At 35.7% G+C, this 22,556-nt stretch carries 16 protein-coding genes; all 16 read right to left on the reverse strand.

The genetic code is table 11. From position 1 onward, the window contains the following. Position 1: 1 nt before the first annotated feature. The gene (gene tagF, locus RMB06_RS15700; RefSeq protein WP_014206363.1) at positions 2–961 is read right to left on the reverse strand and encodes a type VI secretion system-associated protein TagF; all 960 of its coding nucleotides are present in this window, start codon (positions 959–961) and stop codon (positions 2–4) included. A gap of 37 nt (positions 962–998) precedes the next feature. Further along, a complete protein-coding gene (gene tssM, locus RMB06_RS15705) occupies positions 999–4,820 on the reverse strand; it encodes a type VI secretion system membrane subunit TssM (RefSeq protein ID WP_202732621.1) in 3,822 nt (1,273 codons plus the stop codon). 30 nt (positions 4,821–4,850) lie between these two features. Continuing rightward, positions 4,851–6,260, reverse strand: coding sequence for a hypothetical protein (locus tag RMB06_RS15710; RefSeq protein WP_202732622.1), 1,410 nt, complete (start codon positions 6,258–6,260; stop codon positions 4,851–4,853). Then, entirely contained in the window at positions 6,257–7,255 is a 999-nt protein-coding gene (gene tssG, locus RMB06_RS15715; RefSeq protein ID WP_202732623.1) for a type VI secretion system baseplate subunit TssG, read from the reverse strand. Before tssG ends, RMB06_RS15710 begins: the two co-directional genes overlap by 4 nt. Then, positions 7,219–9,030, reverse strand: a complete 1,812-nt coding sequence (gene tssF, locus RMB06_RS15720; protein ID WP_311080270.1) for a type VI secretion system baseplate subunit TssF — start codon at positions 9,028–9,030, stop codon at positions 7,219–7,221. The genes tssG and tssF overlap by 37 nt, the downstream gene beginning before the upstream one ends. Before the next feature lie 16 nt (positions 9,031–9,046). Then, the gene (gene tssE / locus RMB06_RS15725; protein WP_002048404.1) at positions 9,047–9,523 is read right to left on the reverse strand and encodes a type VI secretion system baseplate subunit TssE; all 477 of its coding nucleotides are present in this window, start codon (positions 9,521–9,523) and stop codon (positions 9,047–9,049) included. Between the two features lie 78 nt (positions 9,524–9,601). Further along, on the reverse strand, positions 9,602–10,105 hold the full coding sequence (locus RMB06_RS15730) for a type VI secretion system tube protein Hcp (RefSeq protein WP_000653195.1): 504 nt from the start codon (positions 10,103–10,105) through the stop codon (positions 9,602–9,604). A 49-nt stretch (positions 10,106–10,154) separates the two neighbouring features. Then, positions 10,155–11,636, reverse strand: coding sequence for a type VI secretion system contractile sheath large subunit (gene tssC, locus RMB06_RS15735; RefSeq protein WP_032003316.1), 1,482 nt, complete (start codon positions 11,634–11,636; stop codon positions 10,155–10,157). Continuing rightward, a complete protein-coding gene (tssB, locus tag RMB06_RS15740; protein WP_005041656.1) occupies positions 11,629–12,132 on the reverse strand; it encodes a type VI secretion system contractile sheath small subunit in 504 nt (167 codons plus the stop codon). Before tssB ends, tssC begins: the two co-directional genes overlap by 8 nt. A 16-nt stretch (positions 12,133–12,148) precedes the next feature. Next, on the reverse strand, positions 12,149–12,838 hold the full coding sequence (locus RMB06_RS15745) for a hypothetical protein (protein WP_032013146.1): 690 nt from the start codon (positions 12,836–12,838) through the stop codon (positions 12,149–12,151). Between the two features lie 682 nt (positions 12,839–13,520). Then, entirely contained in the window at positions 13,521–14,426 is a 906-nt protein-coding gene (locus tag RMB06_RS15750) for a tetratricopeptide repeat protein (protein WP_311080738.1), read from the reverse strand. Positions 14,427–14,442: 16 nt separating this feature from the next. Beyond that, entirely contained in the window at positions 14,443–15,225 is a 783-nt protein-coding gene (locus RMB06_RS15755) for a putative type VI secretion system effector (RefSeq protein ID WP_311080271.1), read from the reverse strand. A 3-nt stretch (positions 15,226–15,228) separates the two neighbouring features. Beyond that, complete coding sequence (locus tag RMB06_RS15760) at positions 15,229–16,020, reverse strand: putative type VI secretion system effector (protein WP_311080272.1); 792 nt, start codon at positions 16,018–16,020, stop codon at positions 15,229–15,231. Further along, positions 16,021–18,798 carry a T6SS effector BTH_I2691 family protein gene (locus tag RMB06_RS15765; RefSeq protein ID WP_311080274.1) on the reverse strand — a complete coding sequence of 926 codons (2,778 nt, stop codon included), beginning with the start codon at positions 18,796–18,798 and terminating at the stop codon, positions 16,021–16,023. A gap of 4 nt (positions 18,799–18,802) precedes the next feature. Then, positions 18,803–19,741 (reverse strand): hypothetical protein, encoded by a 939-nt coding sequence (locus RMB06_RS15770; protein ID WP_311080276.1) that lies wholly within the window; start codon positions 19,739–19,741, stop codon positions 18,803–18,805. Continuing rightward, positions 19,738–22,365 (reverse strand): type VI secretion system Vgr family protein, encoded by a 2,628-nt coding sequence (locus RMB06_RS15775; protein WP_311080278.1) that lies wholly within the window; start codon positions 22,363–22,365, stop codon positions 19,738–19,740. The genes RMB06_RS15770 and RMB06_RS15775 overlap by 4 nt, the downstream gene beginning before the upstream one ends. Between the last annotated feature and the right edge of the window lie 191 nt (positions 22,366–22,556).

The raw sequence follows: 22,556 nt of genomic DNA on the forward strand, positions 1-22,556 counted from the left end.
ATTATTCACCCAAAAAAGTCTGTCTAAATAGTTTTAAACCTTGATTTAAACTTAGTTGGCGTTGGCATAATGATTGTTCTAGCGTAGCTAAACCAGCATTCTGCTCCAAATAAGTATCAATCCATTGTGCTTCTATTAAAGAAACCCAGTGTTTACTATCCATATTCTGAGTAAAAATATCGCTAAGGGCTAAAATATCAGCTCCTTGAAAACCGAAGAATAATACGGGTTGCTCTCGATGTAGCAAACCTATCAGCACCTCAGTATTATGTTCTTTTAAAAAACGGCAAATAATACTGACCCAAAATGCTGCTATTTCATAACTGTAAGCAGGATTGTTAATAGGTAAAATTAAAACTTTATTTAACCGACTCGTTCCATTTTGTAAAATTGGCTGAAGTAATAATCCCAGACCAATCATACTTTGAGCTAACTCATAAATACTTAACTTCATTAATTGAGCAAATGAGTGCATCGTATGATTTTCATAGAAACCTACACATTCACGTTCAGTTAAAACCTGAATTTGATTTTGTAAGTGACCTAATTTTCCAAGTAACAGATCTGAATCTTTAATTCCTTTTAAAGCACGATTGTTTTGAAATAAATCAACGAGTACATGTTTATAGCTATAAGGCGCATACAACAAATTATCATACGGTAAATCAATTTCTAACAAATGGCTCAGTACCATTGGAAAAGATCGACCTGAACTATCTTCACTTGCGAGTAGATTTGCTGCTAAAAACATATTTTCTTTCGGATTCGCAATAAAGAAATCCAGTGAAGGTAACGTGTTATAAGCTTCTTTAAAGCTGCCTGATTGCATTGCATATTCCAATGCTTCAGTAATCCACTGATCAAGCAACTGTATTAGAGCATTCTGACCTTTTGTTTTTAAAAAGTCGCCTCGTGCAGGACTTTTGCCGTAATACAAAGGAGTTGTTTTTAATGTTTGCATTATTGCTCCTCCTTTCGCATAGAGGTTATTTTCCATGTCATGGTTTAACTCCCGCAGAAGGCTGAGCAAGTGCAGAAACAGGATTTTCTGTTCTTGCTGGAGCAGCTTGAGCTGGTGCTTGCTGAGCAGATACTACACGAGCTGCTTTGTCGGCAGTGATTTTATCAACCAGTTGCATACCTGCATAACCACGGCTTGAACCAATACTGCCTGAATTACTGCTAATTAGACGGAAATTCATTTTTACAAATAATGATGGATCAGTTTTACTACGCCAAAGCATTTCAAATCCGCCATTTTGTTCCTTACGTTGAGCACTATCAATTAAACGGTTAATACCGTACTCACCTGGTTCATCAAAAATTGTATGGGTTTGGCCTTGTAAATCTACAGCGGTAATACGAGCACCTGGAATACTGCCTTGGTTTGGCCAAATGAAGTTAACCCACTGCTGAACACCGTTTTCATAAGTCATACGCTGACCATCAATATCAACGGTATATGAAAGCAATTGTGGGTTTGGAATTGGGTAGAACTGGAAGTTAGATTGGTTAGTCGCTGGAGCAGCTGGAGCTTGAGCATTCAACTCACCAGTTGCCATACCATTGGCTGGTGCAACATATCTTTGGAAATTCATAACGAATTGAGGATTTAAACTAATGCCTAAATCTTTCCAAGTTTTAGACGTTAACGTATACCCACGACGAATCACAAATGGATCAAGACTTTCTTTTACAAAGCGAGAAATACTACCGTTTTCACCCAAGATTTGACCAATTTCACTACTTGTTGCCTGTAAAGAAGCTGATGAGTTAAATGGATATTTCTTAGCAAGATTTGCTGTAAATGGTTGATAGGCTTGCATTACCCATAATTTATTAATTTCGTCTTGGGTCGGTGTAATTAAACTTTCAAAAGCTTGCGTAAGTGGACTAACTACCAATTTTTGTAGTAATCGCTGATCAATTTCATTGAAACCAACTGCCATTTTTTCATCGACAATTTTTTGAGTTTGGTTAAATACAGACGTTTGCTCATTTAGGGTCTGTTTGACTAATGTCATTGCATTAGGCCCAATTTCGCCCGCATTTTTAAGCTCATTAAACTTACTACGAACGAGTGCTAAATTTGTCATATATTCATCAAGCAATGACTTACCTTGTTGATCATCACGTTTGCGAACCAGCTGGTAGAACATTTGATATTCTTGAGAAATAGCACCTTGGGCATTGTTTGCCACTTGATTAGCAACTTGCTTGTCATCATGATTTAAAACTTTACGTTTAAACCATGCAATAAATCCTTTTTGTGGAGCTGCAAGCTCAGCTTGAACAACCGGATTATCCCAATTTGTTTCGACTGCAACTCTTTCAATTAATGTTCTAATTGGAGAGTTTTGCGGTTCACCTAAAACATCAATATTTTTTACTTGCTGAGCAAATTGGCCAGCTTTAGCATAATGAATACCACTTAAGAATTTTCTCCATTCCGCAATGTATTCTTGCTTATAGAGCGCTGTGAGCTGCTTTCTAATTTGCTCTGGACTGCCAGAGAAAGTTAAATCATCAGATTGACGACTATTTAACACCCAGTCTTTACTGTCTGTTGGCTTATCTGCAGCTTCCTCAATTGCTTTTTCTACATAGTCATTCCAAGCTTTTTGGGTAAATACGCCAGGTAATGCATAACTACCCAATACAATATTTTTATTTGCCTCACCCACGATCTGACTTACAGTCAGTGCTGGGAAACGTACTGCGGCACGCATTTTTATTTCGTTATAAACACGATCACGCGCTGGCATCCCTCGAACAACAGAGAGCAGCACTTGACGAGTTTGATCAACAATTTGCGAATCTGCTTCTAAAACTGGGAATTGTTTATCATTTGCTAAGGTCATTGCATACGACAAGATCTGTTCAGCTTCTTGAATCATATCTGCACGCGGCATTTGGCCTTTATTTGCATCTAACCAAGAACGCCAGAAACGCGTAACCTGATCGCTTAGATGACTAGCATCCATATATTGCGGATTGCTCATCATTAAATAAGCTTTTAATGCATTATAAGCATCTTGAGGATTGGTATCTGAAGGTTCTAAATATTGTTGAGATTGAGCAGTTTGCTTGATCTCAACATTCGTGTGGTTTGCTTTTAATGTTGCTTCATTATTTTTTACACGTTGCAAATATTGAGCAATATTTTGCTGTGTTGGTGTTAACACAATCTGCTTAACACCTTTTAAATATTCAGCTTTTAACTTTTCACGGAGCTCATTGCCCTGATATAAACCAAAACTAAACTTAAGTGGTCTATTTTCATCAAACTCATCTAACTGCTGTAAACGTCTTTGAAGAATCAATAAAGCTTCTAATTGAGTAGATAGTTGCTGACCAGAGGCTCTTTCTAATTGAACGACTTTATTTAAATCTGCTTGAACTTCACCAATTAATTGCTGGTTATTACGATAAGACCAAACCCATACACCCAAAATAATTGAAACACCCGCTAAAGCACCAATAAATGCAATGTAACGTTGACGTTTTCTGCCCGTATTTACATGCTGCTTAACGAGATCTTTATCTTTTAAAATAACATCTGAAAATAGACCATTTAAGAAATAGCCATGGTTAGGAGTAATTTTTGAGTGGTCTTTTAAATCATTTTGAGCAATTTGAGTCAACTGGAATTCTTGTGCAATTTGTTCAGTCATTGGACTTTCAATTACACCTTCCTGCAAAGCACTGGTGAAGTAAAACCCACGGAAAACAGGTTGAAATTGATATGGGTTATCTTCAAAAAGTGTACCAATAAAGCTTTTTAAAGCTGGTTTTAGTGTTTTAAATTCTAATGGGAAAGTCATTACGCTTGGTGAGATATTTTGCGAATGACGACGACTTAAATGAGTCGAACTTACCCCTTTTAGACCATCGTAAAGAATGGTGTAATGTTTTTCGAACAAATCTACTGCGTTATGAGAAGAATTTTGCTCATATGGAAGCGTTGCTCCCCAAGCTTGGTTATATTCTTGAGCTTCATAAAATTCAAAAAACTCAGTAAAACCTGCAATCAAATCCATCTTTGAAAAGACTAAATAAACAGGTACTACCACTTCTAAACGTTCAGTTAGATCTTGAATACGAGCACGTAAATTTTTAGCAAGCTTTAATGAATTTTCAGGACTTTGACTAATTAGCTCAGCAATACTAACAATTAGAATCAAACCATTAACTGGTGCTTTAGAACGGTTCTTTTTTAAAATATTTAAGAAACCTAACCACTCGGAATGATCTTCGCTATAAACAGAATAACGACCCGCTGTATCGAGCAAAATACCTTCTGTAGAGAAGAACCAGTCACAATTTCGAGTACCACTTAAGCCAGCTGATACCATTTTCTGATGCGTTTCTTCAAAAGGAAACTTTAAACCAGAGTTATAAATAGCTGAACTTTTACCTGCGGCTGGGTTACCAATAACCATATACCAAGGAAGCTCATATAATGCAGCATTGCCTTTTTTATCACCCAACTTAGATTTACGAATCAGTTGAATTGATTCTTTCATTTGTTGGCTAACTAGCTGAAGCTCTTCTTTATCTTTATTTTTGCCATATTCAGCTTGGTTATCTTTTTCGATCGCCTCAGCTAACTCTTCACCTTGAGCAGCATGCTTTCTTCGTTGAATAAGCCAATAGATACCATAAACAATGAGACCCAAAGCATAGGCAGTAGCTAAAGCCCAGAATATATGACGAGGAATTGAAGTATATGAAGACATCAATGCCACGAACAATGACAAGGCGATAATTGCTTTAGGATTCGTGATGTACTGCCACAAGTAGCCTAAAATTGTATGCATTCTATTCTCGTTCTAAGTCCAAAGTTTAAATTAGTTATTCAACACCATCGCATCATCTTCTGAGTTTTCAGTGATACTCTGCACAAACGTATGTGCTGACACCGTATTTTCTCCAAAGACAAAAGGAATGATATGTTCAGGGAAATGCATGCTCAGCATAAAGCCGTAAATATCAGCTAAATGTTGGGTATGCCCTAATGACGATTTCACATAAATATAGTGATGCGGTTCTACAGGCGTTTGAAGAAAGTGTTGCTGCAATTTCTTCGAAACTTTTACATCGGTTTGATCTGACAATATCAGTACATAAGGCTCATCACCTTCATGCTGAGGTAAATCATTAAATTCAAAATTATTAAAAAGCTTCGCTGTATCTTGTTGACCCACTACCACTTTCAGTGCTTTAGTCGGTTCTAATTCTTGAATTTTAACTAAAGGATCTGCGAGCAAACAGCTTGCTGCAAATTCAGCAGGAATATAATCTTTAATCATCCAAGATTTTTCATCAATTAGATCTTGATCAATTTCCGAATCGGCCACGACCAAAAAGAACATCTCATGCTCTCTTTTATGAATACCCTTTAATAAATGCATTAACTCTTGGTAAGCCAGTTGCTCTCCAAAAAAATGATATTCAATATGGATTTTTTGAGCAGGAATACCAATTTCAGTAAAAAACTCTAAAATTAATTCATTACTGTGGTCATCATTCCAGATATGTAATAAATCCTGCGAAAGAAGGATGTGTAGATTTAAGCGATTTAAGCGATAAACTTCTACGATCGGCATTTCTACATCGTCATATTCAGACTCGGGATCTACCCATGCTGGATGCATATGATATTCACGGGCTTGTTGCGACTCATAAAATAACGCTGAACGCTTTAAATGCTCAGCTAGAAGATATAAATTTTCTATATTTTGTTCGAGTTGCTGTCTTATTAATGACATCATACGAACTTGTCGTGGCGATGAGTAATCACTTTCCTCAAGATTCTCTTCATCCAAATCTTTAATACGGTAAGATAAAAGAGGTAATCCGTAAGAATTTAACAATTGATTATCCAGCTCTGGGCTTTTAAAGTTTTGTAGCTGCTCAATAATGCTTTCATTCTCACCAAAAGCATGTAAAGCAAAACTAGAATAAATATTGAAATCTAGCTGTTCTAATGGCTGATCAGTTATCGCAGTTTGTTTTGAGTTAACGTCATCTTTATCTTGATTTATAGCTTGCTCTTTTTTGTCTTTATACGTTGTATAAGCGCTATAAATTAACCATGGCGATAAAATCACCAATGTAATTATTGCTGGTAAAACTAAGAAATAAAGGAAAAAATCTCCTTTATCAGGATTATATTGAACATCACGCCAGTAGAAAATAATAATTCCACTAACTACTGAAAAAATAGCAATGAATGAGAGTAATATTTTTTTAATCATATTGTCTCTCCAATAAGGCTATAGCAAGTTTCATGACTATGTACTTTGGGTTGTCGTGATATGAGAAAAGAACCCTGGCCTAACCCACTCTGATTCTTATGAGTGAGACAAATAGGTTGTATTTCTGATTCATCCAAGATAAGCCGTAAATCTATTGATAAAGTTGGACTACACCACGTTTCTACAAGTTTTTTAAGCTTTAAGCTTAACTCTTGATTTGGTAAGAAACTGAGATATTGCTGACGTTTTAATGGTCCAATTTGAATTTCAATTTTTCCGTCAATCTGCTGAATGGTTTCCCCACAAAAAGTATTAACACCAAGTAGACTCGGCTGACTTCCACCTAAAGTTGTTAACTGATCACTCGCTAACTTAAAGGATTCTTGTACAAATTCTTTAATCGTAATTTCATGTTTAAAAATACATGACAGCATCGTTTTTAATGCATGAACTGTATTATTTTGCCCCTGCATTAATCCTGAGAATTCTGCAAAATATTCATCAAGATCAGCTTGTTGATGCTGCGAACGCACATAACCATTCAAAGCATGCAGAATATCTAAATAGTCATTTTTATGTTCTATCTCATATCTAATCGGCAGATTATAAGTAATACTAGAATCTACATATTGAGCGGTAAGCTTATGATTAAATAAACTTAGAAACTCTTTAGTTTCAGTTCGTTGCTGACGCGGAGCTTGCTTAATCTTATTCGTATACGTATAAGGTAAAGCACCTTGTATGCCCGTAAGACCAACAATTAAATTAGTGATATAGATCCGCTCGTCCGTTAATTCTAAATTTTCAATCTCTGAAGCAGGAAAATTTAAATTAAAGGATGTCTCAAACTTAAAATGATCACTCCAAGATGAACTAACTGTACGACTTGAATCGTTTCTTAATAGCCGTGTTGCTTGGATAAACTCAAAAGACTTTGGCTTTGTAAAGAGCTCAGCTGTTACAGAAGAGTCTTGCCACCAACGTTCTGACTGCATTGGTATAACTCCTGCTGAGATGAATAATCCTTAACAACCAAATCAACAAAACTATTAATTTGAACCTTTAAATTAAAAACACGACTTAATAACTGACTAAAAATGTATAGGCTATGACCTCTAAATACGGATGAATCAATTTGTAACTCTGCCTTTACTCCTCTTACAAACATTGGGAATGGCTTTCCATCTACAAGTTTGTGAGTAAGTGAAAATTCAAGATGTTTGATTGATTCAATAATTAGATAATTTTCTTTTGATAAAGGTAAGTTATATAAAGCAAGTAATTCTTTAATATGAGATACCGCATCACCTTTCATTAACGCTAAACTATTTAATGAAAGGTGTGAAATAACACGCCACTGCTCACTCTGGCTTTGACCAAATTGATAAGGTTTTGTAGGTCTTTTTAAAACAATAGCTCGGCGAGCCAGACTACTATCATTAAGGTTTAATATATTATTAGATTGCCCTAATGCTTCATGCGGTAAGTCACGATTTGAGCATAATAGTTTTGTGCTAATAAAATCCGAACGTGTTGACGAAGGATTTAAATTTTTAGAAATAATTGAATAACCCATTTCGACAAAATTGGGCTGCAGCTTTTGATAGTTCACTGCATAGAAAAAACGCGCCGTATCAGCATGATAATGACTCATGGCAAAAAAAGGCAACACCGGAACATAGCTTTCTTCTTGACTCGTTTTTTCACGAACCATATTCATTTCAGTAATTGAATACACCTGATAAAACTCAGGATGATGAGCATCTGTAATCAGCGGATATTCTAATTGCTTATGTGCAATTTTTTGTGGTTCAGCGTATTTTTCAAATAAATTAATAACTGGTGTAGTAAACAATTTAAAATTAGCGACATTTAATTCCGAATAATTTCGCACTACAGCTTGATCATTTAAATTTAATTTAAAATGTATAAGCAGCTCAAAATTACTATCTTCTAGAGATAAGCGCTTTAAAAAACCTAAATCAAGTTTTAGATAATTAAATTTTTCAGGAAAACAAAAATACTCCATCAGCAAACGATAAGCATGATGAGTATGCTGATCGAGTGGCAATAGACTTTCTTGCTCAGAAAAACCTGTTAACTCAAATGGATTTTTATCCAGTTCAACAATTTTCTGTCCTATTTTAATGGCAAAAGTTGTTCCCTTCTTAAAAATACTGTCTAGTACTTGAAGTGGAAAATTAGAAATTGCATCTAAATAAATAGGTAGTTTTTCATTTATTAAACATACATGAGCATGATTAAAAATTTCAAACTTAAAAGTTAAAGTCGCATTTTGGCTTAAATGCATGTGTGCACTAGGTGTGCTTTTAAACTCTAGCGTTTGTAAATTTATAGGGAGTAATTTGACTTCTTGCGTAGTATTAAACTCACACTGAACCCCTTTAAAGCTACGTGACTTCAAAACTGTGTGAGCAGGAACAATATGCGCTTCTGTGAGCTGTTTTATTTTATTTATATCTTCAAAACTTATTACTGAACAAGCCGGAAAGTGACGTAAGTATTGAGGGAACATCACCTCAAATAAAGAACGGGTAAATACGTCATAACTATCAGCAAGCTTCTTATCAATACGAGCAGAAATTAATGAAAATGCTTGTATAAGACGTTCGATATGCGGGTCATCAATCTGCTCTTGATTTAAAGATAAACGCTGAGCAATTTTCGGATATTTTTGAGCAAATTCACGAGATTGCTGACCAAATTCCTGTAGTTGTTTTTCGTAAAAAGGTAAAAGCTCTTCTATCACAACACACCCACTATGCCTAGGTTCTCGCTGAAATTACATATTGCTGCGTTGTCGGTTTTAACAATGCATCAAAAACGACAGGTTCATACAGTGGATGAATATTTAGATACGCCTGAATGCTTAAACACAATGCCCCCATATTGTGCCCATCCAACAACATCTCTACCCGTATTTGTCTTAACCGAGGTTCATGAGCTGCAATTGACTGTTCAATAGATTGGCAAATCTTGTCACGATCTAGCGGATTGGCTGTAGATAGCCCCACAAAATCAATAATACCGAACTGAAGTATAGATTTTTTAACTAGCGGGTAATCATCAACTACATGATCCAATTTAGCGACTCGACTGTTAAGTAAGTCTTCTAAATCTTTTGCTACCGATTCTCTTAATTGCTGAATAGAAAGACCTTTTGCATAATCTTCACTTTCAGGAATTAAGCGGTCAAACAAAGTTGAACGAAATCCATATGGATAAAGCCGATCTAAATTCATTCGAGTTCACAACAAGCATGCTTAAAGACAGCAGAGGCTAACTTTAAGTCAGCCTCCACCAAATATTCACTTAAACAATTACGCTGCGTAAGAAGCAGTATTGTTAGAAAGTGACCATTTCTTAGTAACAGCACCTTTAGCAGTACCGTTAATATCTTGTTGATTGTAAGTCCATTCAACAGCTGCGTATTTCAAACCAAACGCTTCTGTTGGAACACCTTCTTCATTAACTGTTGGAGTTACACTAGAAACTAGAACATGCTTCAATTTGATTTGTAAGTACTTGATGCGCTTATCACCATTTGCACGGTAGAAGTCGATTTGCACTTCATCAAATGTATAACCAGCTGAACATGCTTCCCATAATTTCGGGCTAGTTGCATCTAGATCTTTAACAAAAACCATATCTGAATGTTCAACACGTTCAGCAGTATGACCACCAACACTACTTGAAGTAGCAGATTTAGGTTGACGAATGTTATGAGACCAAGAGTTAACTTCTAACCAGCCTTTGTGCTCAGAGTCACGAGACTCTCCATCAACTTTGTATTTACCGCGAAACTCAACGTATATATCTTTCATTTAGAACTTTCCTATTTGTAATTTAAAGTTATTCTTTCGCTGACCTTTATTAATTTGAGGACTGAGGTAACTCAGTGACAAGTCGTAAAGAAACTGACAACTCGTCCAGCTGGAAGTGTGGTCGCAAGAAAACCACAGATTTGTAGTGACCTGGTTGAGCAGGATCTTCTACAACTTTTACAGACGCTTCACGTAGAGGGTATTGAGCTTTTGCTTCTTGAGAAGCACCATCATCAAGTAATACATACTGTGACAACCACTCATTTAAGAATGCTTCAACATTTCCAGCAGAAGCAAAGCTACCCACTTTATCTCTCATCATTGCTTTTAAATAATGAGCAATGCGTGAAACGGCCATGATGTACTGAATTTGACTCGATAAAGCAGAGTTAGCATTTGCTGTATCATTGTCATATTTTTTAGGTTTTTGAGTTGATTGCGCGCCAAAGAAAGCAGCGTAATCAGTGTTTTTACAGTGAACTAAAGGAATAAAGCCTAAATCGCTTAATTCTTTTTCACGGCGGTCAGTGATTGCAATTTCTGTTGGGCATTTAAATACCACTTCACCATCTTGTGTTTTAAAAGTGTGTACAGGCAAGCCCTCGACTAAACCACCACCTTCAACACCACGAATTGCAGCACACCAACCATGCATATCAAATGCATTTGTTAAACGAGTACCGAAAGCATAAGCAGCATTCATCCACAAATATTCATTGTGGTTTGCGCCTGAAACATCTTCAGCAAAGTTGAAGCCTTCAGTAGCTGTTCCTTCCTTTGGATGATAAGGAAGACGACCAAGCACATGTGGCAATGTTAAAGCAACATAACGAGCATCTTCACTATCACGGAATGAACGCCATTGAACATATTCAGCTGTTTCAAAGATTTTTGAAACATCTCTAGGACGGTCAATATCAGTAAATGACTCTAGACCAAGAATGCTTGGGCTAGCGGCCGAAATAAATGGCGCATGAGCAGCTGCAGCAACATGAGAGATTTGCTCAAGCAAATACATATCAGAAGGCGTACGGTCAAATTCAAAATCACCAATGAGCGCTGAATATGGTGCACCACCAAAAGATCCGTATTCTTCCTCATAGATTTTTTTGAATAAGGTGCTTTGATCGAAGTCTGTAGCGCCCTGGAAATCTTTTACCAACTCTTTCTTAGTCGTATTTAACATACGAATTTTAATAAGAGGGTTAGATGGTGTCTCTTGACAGAAATAATAGAGACCACGCCAAGTTGACTCAATTTTTTGGAATTGTTCATTGTGCATGATCTGACTTAATTGACTTGAAATCAGCGCATCAATTTCTGCAATACGCTTATCAATTGATAAAGTCATATTTTCAGAAACGGTAATTGTTCCTGCCATTACTTCTTTAGCAAGCTCACCGATTAAGCTTTTTGCACGTGAATGTTCTTCTTCATTTCGGGCAATACGGCTTTCTTCAACAATCGAGTCTAAGAGATTAACCTGTTCATTTTCAACAAGAGGCATTGCTGCAGATTGAGTATTATTCATGATCAGCCTCCGCACTTAATTTACGAATCTGATCTGTATTTTTAAGAACTTCATCAAGTAAGTCTTCTAAACGTTCACTGTTAGAAATTTTGTTTCTTAAGTCAGTTAAACGCTCACGAGCTTCCACAAGTTTCTTTAATGGATCAACCTGTTGAACTACATTTTCTGGACGAAAATCTTCCATTGACTTAAATGTTAAATCAACAGCGATCTTACCGCCCTCTTCTGTCAACGTATTATCTACCTGAAAAGCAGCTCTTGGAGATAATGACTCCATAACTTCATCAATATTATCTAAATCAACATTAATGAATTTTTTATCTTTTAATTTTGTACGCTCAAGCTCAGATGCAGCCGAAAAATCACCCATCACACCCACAACGAATGGTAGTTCTTTCGCTTCTTTTGCATCACCAATTTCGACATCATATGTAAGCTGAACACGTGGAGGTCGAATTCGCTGAAGCTTCTTTTGTACGCTCTCTCTCTTAGCCATAAGATTCTATTCCGGATTATTTAATTAAAGGGTCAAAAGGCGAACTTTTTGATTTATTAACAGTGGCTGCAGGTGCAGCCTTAGGTTTTACTGTAGTCGTCTTTGCTGGGCTTGATACTCGTTTATTTGACGTTCTAGAAGTACTCGCTTTATTACGCGTTACATACTGTTTTTTATAACTTCTTTTTTCGTTATCATCTGAGCTACTTTCTGAACTAGCTTTAAAGCTCGATGGGTCCGGGGCAGGCATGGCAGTATGAATATTTTCAATTAACTGCTTTGCAGGAGGATAAGTCACATCATTGCTTAAATATCTCAGTTCCTGAGTACGCATTTGCTGTAAAGAGTTATTTGCAATGCTCACACCGGATAAAAACAAGACATCTGTTATTAATGAACCGCGTATATTTTGACTTTGCAATTGACTTGCTAAATTCAATGCTTTAACTGGTTGATTGGTTTGATAAAACCGCATAGCAGCTTTAGCTAATAAATCATTTTTTTGAGTTGCATTATCGCTATCACAAACTTGTTTAAAAATATTCAATAGCTCAGGATCATTTTGACCTTCTGCTAGAGGGTTCTTCTTAATACAACTTTTTTTAAGTTTTACAGGCTCTAGTTCTGCTGCTTGAGCATATGATAGACCGATAATGTTTCCAGTCAGAAAAAGTATCAAAATACTTCGTTTCAACACAACTTTCATTCCTCTGTTTTCTTATTTATTCAAGGCTTTACCGAAAAGTTAATATTCTTAAAACATTAAAAAATCAGTCTAAAAACCTTATATTCAAAAAATTTAGGCACAGTTTATCATATAAACAAACATATTTTATATAAAAATCATATCAACTTAAACTAAAAGTAAATAGTTAAGATGCTTATAAAATATAGCTTAATAAAGTTATTCTTATAAAAACATAATATTGTTATTTTTTGTAATTAAAAATAAGTTGTTGAATTTCAACAATTAAATAAAAATTAAAACTAAACTAAAAATTATCATAAATATCACTTAGTTAAGATTTACGAAACATTTTCTTAAAAAGATTTTAGTTGATTTAAAAGATAAACAAATTAAATGATTGTAAAAGATACATTTCAAATTTATGAAAGTGGAAACTCAAAATTAATAAAAATAAAATTGTCAAGACTAATCGGTCTATTTAGTATATTTTTCATTTCACTTAGTGAGAACAGTAGAACCAATACCCCCCTAGATTTATGAATAACCATCTTCCTTTAGGGTCAAGCTCTTGGATAACTCAAAACCATATTCGATATCAAAAAAATTAAATTATTTGGATTTATATTTTTAAAGAATATTGCGATTTTTTAAGTTTGGAAAGGCTCTTCTATTCAAAAGAGCCTTTTATTTAAATCTAAATTTATATTTTAGACTTCCAATAATTAGCTTTTTCAGGATTGTATTCAGGGTTTCTGTCATTTGAATAGATATCAACCAACAATTGTATGGCTTCTTTATTCTGCGCATTAGCTGCTTTTTCTGCATACTCAATTGATTTTGAAAAATTCTGCTCTACACCATTACCATCAAGATACTTAAGAGCAAGGTTATATTGCCCTAATACAAAACCATTATTAGCTGCTTTTTCAAACCATTCTTTGGCAAGCACTGGGTCTTTTGCAACCCCATCTCCATTTTCATAAGCTAAACCGATATTGTTTTGCGACTCAACATCCCCCTGATTGGCTGCCTTTAATGCCCACTCAAAAGCCTTTTTGTGGTCTTTAGTTACACCTTCACCATTGTATAAAAGACCAGCAACTATTATCTGTGATTGTAATAAGCCCAATTCTGCAGATTGACTAAAATACTTAAAAGCTTTCGTTTTATCTTCTGTTACACCTAATCCTTTATAATATGAAACGCCTAAATTATGTATAGCTGAAGGATTACCTTTCTTAGCTCCCTGTTCAAACCACTTTAAGGCTTTTGAATCATCTTTTTTTATTAAACCATTACCATTCCGATAAATTAATCCTAATTGCAACATGGCATTAGAAGAACCGAGCTTTGCAGATTTTTCGAATAGTTCGAATGCCTTCTTCTGACTGAATTCAACACCCTCGCCTCTTGCATACATAGAACCCAAAACAAATAATGCTTCAGGATTATTCGCATTCGCCACACTCTCCAAATCTTCCTTCGACTTATAATCGGAAACTTTTCTGTAGTCTTTGGTTAAAGTCCTTTGAGTGTATTCTTCTTTCTGTTGACTGCATGCAGACGTAACTAATATTAGGGTAATGACAAACAATCTAAGCTTCATTAAATAACCTTTTTCTTCAAAAATTTTTCTTATCAAAATAATCTTCTGGATAAGGGTCTTTTCCTTTTAAATTTTTTCTATATTCCATTACACTGATATTAATACCATCATTAATTAAATAGTCATTATAAAAATCTTGTTCTCTAGAGTTTTTAAAACCTATTCTTTCAAATATTTGTTCAGACAAATTACCAAAATTCTCGTATGATTTCCGATAAGAAAAATATTTAATAAAACCCATAAATAAAAAAGCTAGAATTAAAAATAGGAGAACCCAAGATATCAAATCAAAAAAGGAACCCCATGAGTAATTAGCATCCAATATATAAAGGACTAAAAGAATTATAGAAAGCCCACCCCACCAAATTAGAGCAAAATAATAGGTCTGCATAAAAATAGCTTTATAGCCTTTTTTTACTGATCGCCCCATTTCATAAATCATATATAATAAGCCAGACTTAGGGTCGAGGATTGCATAAACTTGATAGTGACCATCTACAGGGCTGTCACTAATTACAGCTATCAGTTCATCATTTTCTTTAAAACGAACCGTCGTAAATTGCCCTAGTAAAGAATGTTTCTCTATTTCCCCCGTAAAGGTGATGCCATCTTTAGCTTTACCTGCCATTACTAGTATAGGAGCGCTGGTAAGCAACGAACTACTCTCTGCAAGTACACCTGTAAAAGCAATTCCAGCCGCAATTCCATCAATACTTTGATTTACGGGAATTTTAGACTTAGCTTTTTCTAAAGAATGTATTGGACCTTTAACTAACTTAAGGTTTAATTTATGTTCCACTACTTATTCGCTTGTTGTATTCTTACTAAAATAATCCTGAGGATAAGGGTCTTTCCCTTTCAGATTTTTTCTATAATCCATAACACTGATGTTGATTCCATCATTAATTAAATAATCATTATAAAAATCCTGCTCTTTAGGATCTTCAAAACCTAATTTTTCAAATATTTGTTCAGATAATGTACCAAAATTCTCATACGATTTTCTATAACCAAAATAATTTACAAAAGCCATCAATGGAATACAGATAAAAATACTTATAAGTATCCACATCATTAAATATAGAAAAGAGTCCCAAGAGTAATTGAAATCAAAAATGTAAAAAAGTAAAAGCATTATTGACATCCCTCCCCAACAAATTAGGGTGAAATAATACGTTTGCATAATAATCGCTTTATAACCCTTTTTTACTGAACGACCCATTTCATAGATCATATAAAGCAAACCAGATTTTGGATCGACAATTGCATAAACTTGATGACGTCCATCCACAGGTTTTTCGCTAATTACAGCAATCAATTCGTCATTTTCTTCAAAACGTGCTGTGGTAAATTGTCCTACTAATGGATACCCCTCTATTTCACCTATAAAAGTTATACCATCCTTAGCCTTAGCAGCCATTACCAATATAGGTACACTGGTCAGCAACGAACTACTCTCAGCGAGCACACCTGCAAAAGCAGTCCCAGCCGCAATTCCACCAATATTCTGATTCACTGGAATTTTAGACTTAGCCTTCTCTAGAGAATGAATCGGACCTTCTACCAGTTTTAGATTTAACTTTAAATCTTTCATCTAAACACTCACCACAGCACTATTAAACTCTTTTTCCTCTTCCTTAACGTCTTTAAAAGCATCTTCACCATTTTCCTTTTTTAGTTTGAATGCACATTTTTGACACCAGTCTTGCATTGCGTTGTCTAAGACATAATTCTTTAAATAAATTTCCAAGGCAACAAGTGCAATGCCAGCGATACTTAACATCGCACCCGCCTGTAACGCTCGTATACCCAAAATTGCTCTTCCAAGTGCGTAACGCTCAATCGTATAGTGCAAGGCTGTATTTCTCATAACTGGCAAATTCAAAAATGCACTGAAACCAACAACCAATGTCGCAAAGGAAGTGAAAGCTTTTGTAACGTTAAGTGCTATTGCATATGGATTTCTCTCCATTGCAGCCTTAAATGTACTTTTACCATCAATTATTAAAGAAACCGTTGCACCTGCAATCGCAAAATATGCACCATACTTAGCAATATACGCGGCGCGCTCTGCAAATGAGAACTTCTCCATTGAGCTACTACCTACTTCTAAAATAGCAGCAGTTGTTGCCATCATACCTGACATATATGAAAGAGCATTATCTACTGATGGATCGATATTAAATTTAGAAATCTGTGTTCCTAAGTTAATCAGCTCAAATATTGCAACCACACCAGATACACGCAGACCTGCACTTGGTGAACTATTTGCAATTATCCGATCAATTTGTTTGGCTGCTTTACTTGGGTTGGTTGCGGATGAAGAATACTTTTTCCAGTTGTTCTGCACCATTTCAGGTGTCAGCTTAACCCTACCCGTTAAAGTTTGAACTGGGATAAGATAATACAGAGAGTTCTTTGCAACATGCTCAACCAATGCCCCACTATGAGCAAAAGTATAAAACGTTAATCGCCCAAGTTTTTTTGCAAATTCTGAACTTGGCGTATATTTCATACTCCATTTCACTGCACTTTGGGTCAGTTCAGACATCCAGTAAAACGTTTTTAATAGGCTAAATTTTTGCCCATGTAACATATAACTGTTATTGGTTTTATCTGCTGCCCATTCTTGCCAAGCTTTATCTGCCGCAACAAATGCTGCAATCGCAGTTTTAGCTGCATTTTGTCCATCATCCCAAGAAATATCGATAATACTTGGTGCCGCTGCATTATATTTATTTTTTAAACTTTCTTGGTTATAACAAATTGCCCTCATATAAATATTTTCTTTGGCAATTTTTTCTACACCTAACCAAGTTTCAAGTAATGCTTGTCCACTCTGCACCCCACTCATCCCATTAATCATATCCATCGCATGAACATAAAAAATATTTCCATATGGAACTTGCACTTGATCATCATAAGCATGAAGGGCATTTATTACAGCCTTAGACAATAACCATTTAATATGGTCATCTCCTATAGCTCTTGCTCCAGCTAAACACTCTTGAATTAATGCGTTAATTTTTTTATCAAAATTTGATTTAGCCACCATATCTAAATTTGGCTTATATTTTTTAACCCAAATCTGCTCTCCGTCCCTCCTACTTAATTTACCCATATCTTCAGTATAGAGACCTTTATTTGCTCTTTGTTTCTCTTGAGCCTCCTTTAATAGCCTCTCTTGTTCTGCTTTTGATTTTCTTTTATATATTTTTTCTAGCTCATAATTAATATCATCAGCATCTGTTAAGTTTTTTGGTAACTCATTCCATAGCCCCATTAATACTATACTTTTAGTTGCCTGTGCACTAAATTGGCTGCGTTCATTTAACAATTTATTTTCTAAACAGATTTTAATACTATCAATACATTGAGAACTATGTAAACGGTGCTCGTTTGTAAAATCCCCATCTTTTTTTGCTAAAAAATCCATTACTTTTTTAAATTCTGAATTACGCAATGTATTTAATTTTCTTGTAATTCCTACAGGATCATATAATGCCATACAGGCAAGTGATTTAGGCTCATCTTTGAATTTATTTAATGTCGCATCGATACGGTTTTTACCAAAACTGTTTAGATTATAAACCGTAGTTTTAAATTGGCTTGCAGCAATACAATGTTCTTGCGCACTTCCACCATTAATTAAAATTTTCTGCCACTTTCCTTCTGTTACAAACTTATCGGCATTTTTTTCATATTCAGATATTTTGGCCTTACTCATAGGCACATGCGTATGAATAATATATGCAATCTTCGCCTCATCTTTAGGGTTACTTTCTACAGCTATCACAGATGAATTAAAACTATGACCTGCTCCTTTACATGCGAACTCTGGAACACTTTTAGGTGCTTCTTTACCCACAGGAAAATAAGACAAATGTCCATTTGGAGTAACTTTATATCCAGCCCACTCCAAAGCTCCAGATGTTCTTTTTACTAAGCGATAGATATAACCAGTATCAATCATCTCAACTGCATATTTGAGATGGCTTAACTGAATATCTTTGACATTTTTACCCAAGGTTGCAGGTAAAGCAGGTGGATTATCTTTAACAACGGTGTATCGTAAAGGTAAAATATTGAAGCCTTTTTTACGACAAAAATTTGAACACTCTTTCTGGGCCTGCCCCGCACTACTATTTTGCATGTTTGCAGCAGTTGACTGTTTCGCTGATTTTGCAATTTCACTTTCTTCAATCTTCTTATTAATATTTTTAGCAACTGTTGGGTTGCGCATATCGCCCACTGCTTTGGTTTTTCCTATAACAGGAATTTGACTCTGCTTCTGTTTTTGCTGAGCAATAATCTCATTCAATAAATTATTTGATTTTGACTTACCCAATATCATTTTTTGATTTTCTGACATCTTTTTATCCATTTAATTCTTTAGCTATTTGTTCATATAAGTCTTTCGTTACATAATTCATAGCGTCCGTAAAAGACATTTTATTCATTACACAATGGTCGTAGAGCACATTGGTTACCATGGGATGCTCTATAAAATTTTTATGTATAATTTGGCTGTAAAGACCATATGTAACTAAATCTAAATGATTTTGAATTCCAAAATCGTAGTAAGCCTCTTTAAGATTTTGATGGATTTCAACTGGATGAATTTTTATTAGATCAACTTGTTCAAATTCATTTAATTGTTGAAATACATTATTAGCAATTTCAATTAAATCCAATTCTATAGATTGCTCAAGGTTCACTTTTGTTAGATTCAAGATTGATTGCGACTCATCGTAAGACTTAAAGCTAAATAGACCTTTTGGATGCAAAAAATGCCATTCTTTAAAGCCATTTAATAAGCCACCTACATATTCTGTTTTAAAAATCTCATCCAAGTAGATCATGACTCTAGGATCATACCAACGGAAAAGAATTTTTTTACCTTGATCAGAAATCACTAATTTAGTTTTTATCTGATCTCGCAATTCCTCAAGTGAGCGTGTCTTCGCCACGCCAAACCCATGAACAAAATAGCAGTCATTCGTAATATTTTTATTTCTCGATAGATTTTGCAATAAGTCCTCTTTGATCTGCTCAAATACTTTTTTATCATCAATACAAATAAAAAAGAGATTTGACTTTGCAATTTCTTTTTTATGCGCTAAGGGAATATATGCAATATTTTTGTTTGATAAATTATCTATTACACCGTTAAAAATAGAATCATTCAGTGTAGTATCTAATAAAAAAATGATCTTGCCATATTCATTCAGAATTTGGATGCATTGTTCTTCAACTTTAGAAGTTATATCTTTTAAATCATTATATTGAGTTGTATTAAAAATTGACAAACTCATGATAAATCTACCTTAGCCGAACCATTTTGAGCAGCTTGAGTTTGCTTAGCCGAACAGTCTGGTAAATCTAATGCAGGTGGATTTATTGATGAGCCTCCCATAAACAAATGCTGCCCTGCTTTCACCTCAAGCTTACCGCCCGTAACAGGAAAAATACCTGAACCATTCAACTTAACTTGAGAACCGTTTGCTGTCAGATTAATCTCAGTTGGGCTAGTAATATAAACTGTGTCTTCTGTTGAAGTAATCTGTACGCCTTTTCGAGCAATGACATCTAAGGCATCACCTTGAGCCTGAATTTCTACTTTGCCTTGGCCAGCAAAAAGTCGAGCACCTTCCTGAGCGGCAAATAGACTAATCTTTTGGCTCGCATGACTCACTATATTCTTTTGCGTACTAATATTAATGCTATCTCCAGCACTTTGAGTAAGCTGACCATTTGCACTGAGGTGTATATCTTCATTACTACTTACAGCAATACTTTTTGGAGATGCTAGCAGCATCACTGCTGATTGAAACTCAGCAGCTTTTTTAGGATCTTCTTGTTTAAGAACTTCTAGGAAAGTCTGAATATTCTCAAGCATATCTAAGGGATCAGTTTGCTGATTTTTAGCAACTTCGCTGAGTGCTTTGGCATTATTAAGGCTGCCTTCAATTTGGTGCTTGGCCTCAGCTGCCTCAAGGTGTACACCTTGAGCTTGGTCCTGTTTATGTGTACTAATGAGTAAGCCGCTGCCTGCTCTGACTGCCCCCCACTGGTCTGTTCGTAGCTCGAAACCTTCACCACGACCTTCACTCTCCGCCTTGTCTTTTGGATGGCTTAAGTTACCTAAGTTTAGTTGGCTGGCCGCATGGCTACTTTGTAGCTGGGCACTAATTTGCCCCGTGGTGTCATCAAAGCGTAGCTGGTTAAAACCTTTACCGTCGACTTCTTCTGAGCGGATGCCGCTAAGTTTTTTAGTGTCGGGGAGCTGACCTTTCTGGTCGAACTGGGTTGGATGGCCTTCAGCTTCGTGAATACGCCCCACCACAAATGGACGGTCAATGTTGCCGTCAAAGAAGTCGATGACAACAATCTCACCGACACGTGGTAAGAAGCGTGCACCATAACCTGCACCTGCCCATGGAGTCAGCACATCAACCCAAGCTGAGTCAGTGTCATTGTCATTACTGCCTGCTCCACCATCATGCCTGTGGTCATCTGTTCGGGTAAACAGGAAGCGGACTTTTATGCGTCCCCACTGGTCAACATGAATACTTTCACCCTCTAATCCAACCACTCTAGCACGCTGCGGATGAGCGGCTGGTCGATGTTCAAGCGGGTTATACTCAGGAACAGTTTTTATATTTCTACGCGATAAGATGAGCTCATTACCCTGACGCTCAATTTGGTCATTTGGCCCTGATTGATTGTTTTGCCATTGGCTTTGACTAAAAAGTTGATTGATTTGCTGTTGCAAATCTTTAGGCAAATTATTTTGTAAATAGAAGCTTTTACCAATAATCAGAAATTCTTTGTCCGATCCGCTATGCGTATCTATTTCAGGATGTTCATTCAATTCAAACCAATAGCCAACTTGCGTATCACGTACTGTAGTTTGTGCACGGAAATATTTTGATTGAGACGCATAATAATCAGATAGATTTTGATTGAGTTTTTCTAGCTGCTGGTGACCCGATGCAGTGGCTTGGTCTTCCCCATTTAAGTCTTGCATCCAAGCAGGACTGACATGCCATGCATGTTCTAGACTTAAACTCGCATTATCCTGATTAGCACTATGACTATGCTTTGACTGAACACTCCCCATGCCTTCTTCTTGACTTAAAGCATCAGCCTGCCAGCGTTGTACATGCACGGCTGTAGATTGCAAACTTCGAGTTGGCACAAGGCTTGTCATACTATCTTGTTGTTCAACTGCACTACTGCGGTGATAACGGATATTTCTTCGGTCTAATGCTAAATATGATTCATTATTATCAATTAAACGTAATTTTTGTGGTTGAATCTCAACTGAGCTATCAGTGGCAAACAACTGAGCTTCATCAATTAACCAGTTAATGCCTTCACTACGCCAAAGTCTGGTTAAAAATTCATAATCAGTTTCATTAGTTTGCATAACAAAAGGTCGAACATCGTAGTCTTCGGCTAGACCTTTTAAATCCAAAGTTAAACCAGAAGCAAACAACGGGCTTTTGTTCTGCCATTCTGTAAATAGAATTTCGGTGATGTCCCGTACACTCTTATTCATAAACACACGGCTATTTCGGCGTTTATGCCATAGCGCAGTTGGGTCTTGTAATCTCAGTTTATACAAAGTTAATGAACCATCACTCTGCCCCTGACTGGCTTCGGTAATAATTCCTGTAGTTCTAAATAATTGCCCCTGATCAGTGACTTGATCGACTGCAACCTGACAACCAATAAATTGTTTTAATGAAATATGGGCATTGGTAGAAAGACAAAATAAATCAGCAGTCAGTCCTTCATTTAGCTGATGCTGCCCTTCAATACTTTGTAAAAAGACTTGAGTATTCAACGATGGATTAGAAAACTGAACAAGAAGCACGCGCTTTTGCGAGCTGATACCCAAATCTTCTAGAATTCTATGCATATGAGATAACATCTTTTATGAAAATTTGTCAGGATTGGCATTATTTTATAAAATACAGAAACATCTGTCTATTTTGTAAAGAAAAACTTAACCATATGAATACAAGAGACGATGAAGATAATAAACGTAATAAAGATACAAAGTGAATTAACAACTTACTCTATTAACTCACTTTTAACGATTATTAATTTTTTAGTATTCCA

This window comes from Acinetobacter sp. V104_13 (assembly GCF_031798995.1).
GTDB classification, from domain to species: domain Bacteria; phylum Pseudomonadota; class Gammaproteobacteria; order Pseudomonadales; family Moraxellaceae; genus Acinetobacter; species Acinetobacter pittii.

Excerpts from the sequence above, each read along its gene's own strand:
- RMB06_RS15765 (WP_311080274.1), bottom strand. The coding sequence starts at position 18,798 with ATGTCAGAAAATCAAAAAATGATATTGGGTAAGTCAAAATCAAATAAT.
- RMB06_RS15745 (WP_032013146.1), bottom strand. The coding sequence starts at position 12,838 with ATGAAAGTTGTGTTGAAACGAAGTATTTTGATACTTTTTCTGACTGGA.
- RMB06_RS15770 (WP_311080276.1), bottom strand. The coding sequence starts at position 19,741 with ATGAGTTTGTCAATTTTTAATACAACTCAATATAATGATTTAAAAGAT.
- RMB06_RS15775 (WP_311080278.1), bottom strand. The coding sequence starts at position 22,365 with ATGTTATCTCATATGCATAGAATTCTAGAAGATTTGGGTATCAGCTCG.
- tagF (WP_014206363.1), bottom strand. The coding sequence starts at position 961 with ATGCAAACATTAAAAACAACTCCTTTGTATTACGGCAAAAGTCCTGCA.
- RMB06_RS15730 (WP_000653195.1), bottom strand. The coding sequence starts at position 10,105 with ATGAAAGATATATACGTTGAGTTTCGCGGTAAATACAAAGTTGATGGA.
- tssG (WP_202732623.1), bottom strand. The coding sequence starts at position 7,255 with ATGCAGTCAGAACGTTGGTGGCAAGACTCTTCTGTAACAGCTGAGCTC.
- tssB (WP_005041656.1), bottom strand. The coding sequence starts at position 12,132 with ATGGCTAAGAGAGAGAGCGTACAAAAGAAGCTTCAGCGAATTCGACCT.
- RMB06_RS15750 (WP_311080738.1), bottom strand. The coding sequence starts at position 14,426 with ATGAAGCTTAGATTGTTTGTCATTACCCTAATATTAGTTACGTCTGCA.
- RMB06_RS15760 (WP_311080272.1), bottom strand. The coding sequence starts at position 16,020 with ATGAAAGATTTAAAGTTAAATCTAAAACTGGTAGAAGGTCCGATTCAT.
- tssC (WP_032003316.1), bottom strand. The coding sequence starts at position 11,636 with ATGAATAATACTCAATCTGCAGCAATGCCTCTTGTTGAAAATGAACAG.
- tssE (WP_002048404.1), bottom strand. The coding sequence starts at position 9,523 with ATGAATTTAGATCGGCTTTATCCATATGGATTTCGTTCAACTTTGTTT.
- tssM (WP_202732621.1), bottom strand. The coding sequence starts at position 4,820 with ATGCATACAATTTTAGGCTACTTGTGGCAGTACATCACGAATCCTAAA.
- RMB06_RS15710 (WP_202732622.1), bottom strand. The coding sequence starts at position 6,260 with ATGATTAAAAAAATATTACTCTCATTCATTGCTATTTTTTCAGTAGTT.